This is a genomic window from Sphingobium sp. VMM (assembly GCF_056790315.1).
On the sequence record NZ_JBXGSI010000078.1, the window covers coordinates 1 to 305 of the forward strand.

The 305-nt window shown below is 66.2% G+C and carries 1 protein-coding gene; it reads left to right on the plus strand.

Annotation, left to right across the window (positions count from 1 at the left end):
- Positions 1-305: IS3 family transposase (locus ACUCV3_RS27395; RefSeq protein ID WP_482241485.1), on the plus strand; the 305-nt coding region annotated here is incomplete at both ends.

A 305-nucleotide genomic window follows, 5' to 3' on the forward strand; every position in this document is an offset into this window, starting at 1 on the left:
CTGAAGGATCTGGCATCAAAAAAATGGTGACGCCCGGCGCTAAGCGGGATGCCGTCGCCCATGCCCGTGAGCATCACGGGCTGAGCGAGCGTCGGGCGTGCAACCTGGTCGGCGTGAGCCGGCGGGTGATCCGGTATCGATCGTCGCGTCCGGACGATGGTCCGCTGCGACAGCGTCTGCGCGAGTTGGCGGCCGAGCGTCGCCGCTTCGGCTATCGGCGTCTCGGGTATCTTCTGGCTCGCGAGGGCATGACGCCCAACCACAAGAAGCTGCTGCGGGTCTATCGCGAGGAGAACCTGCGGGTC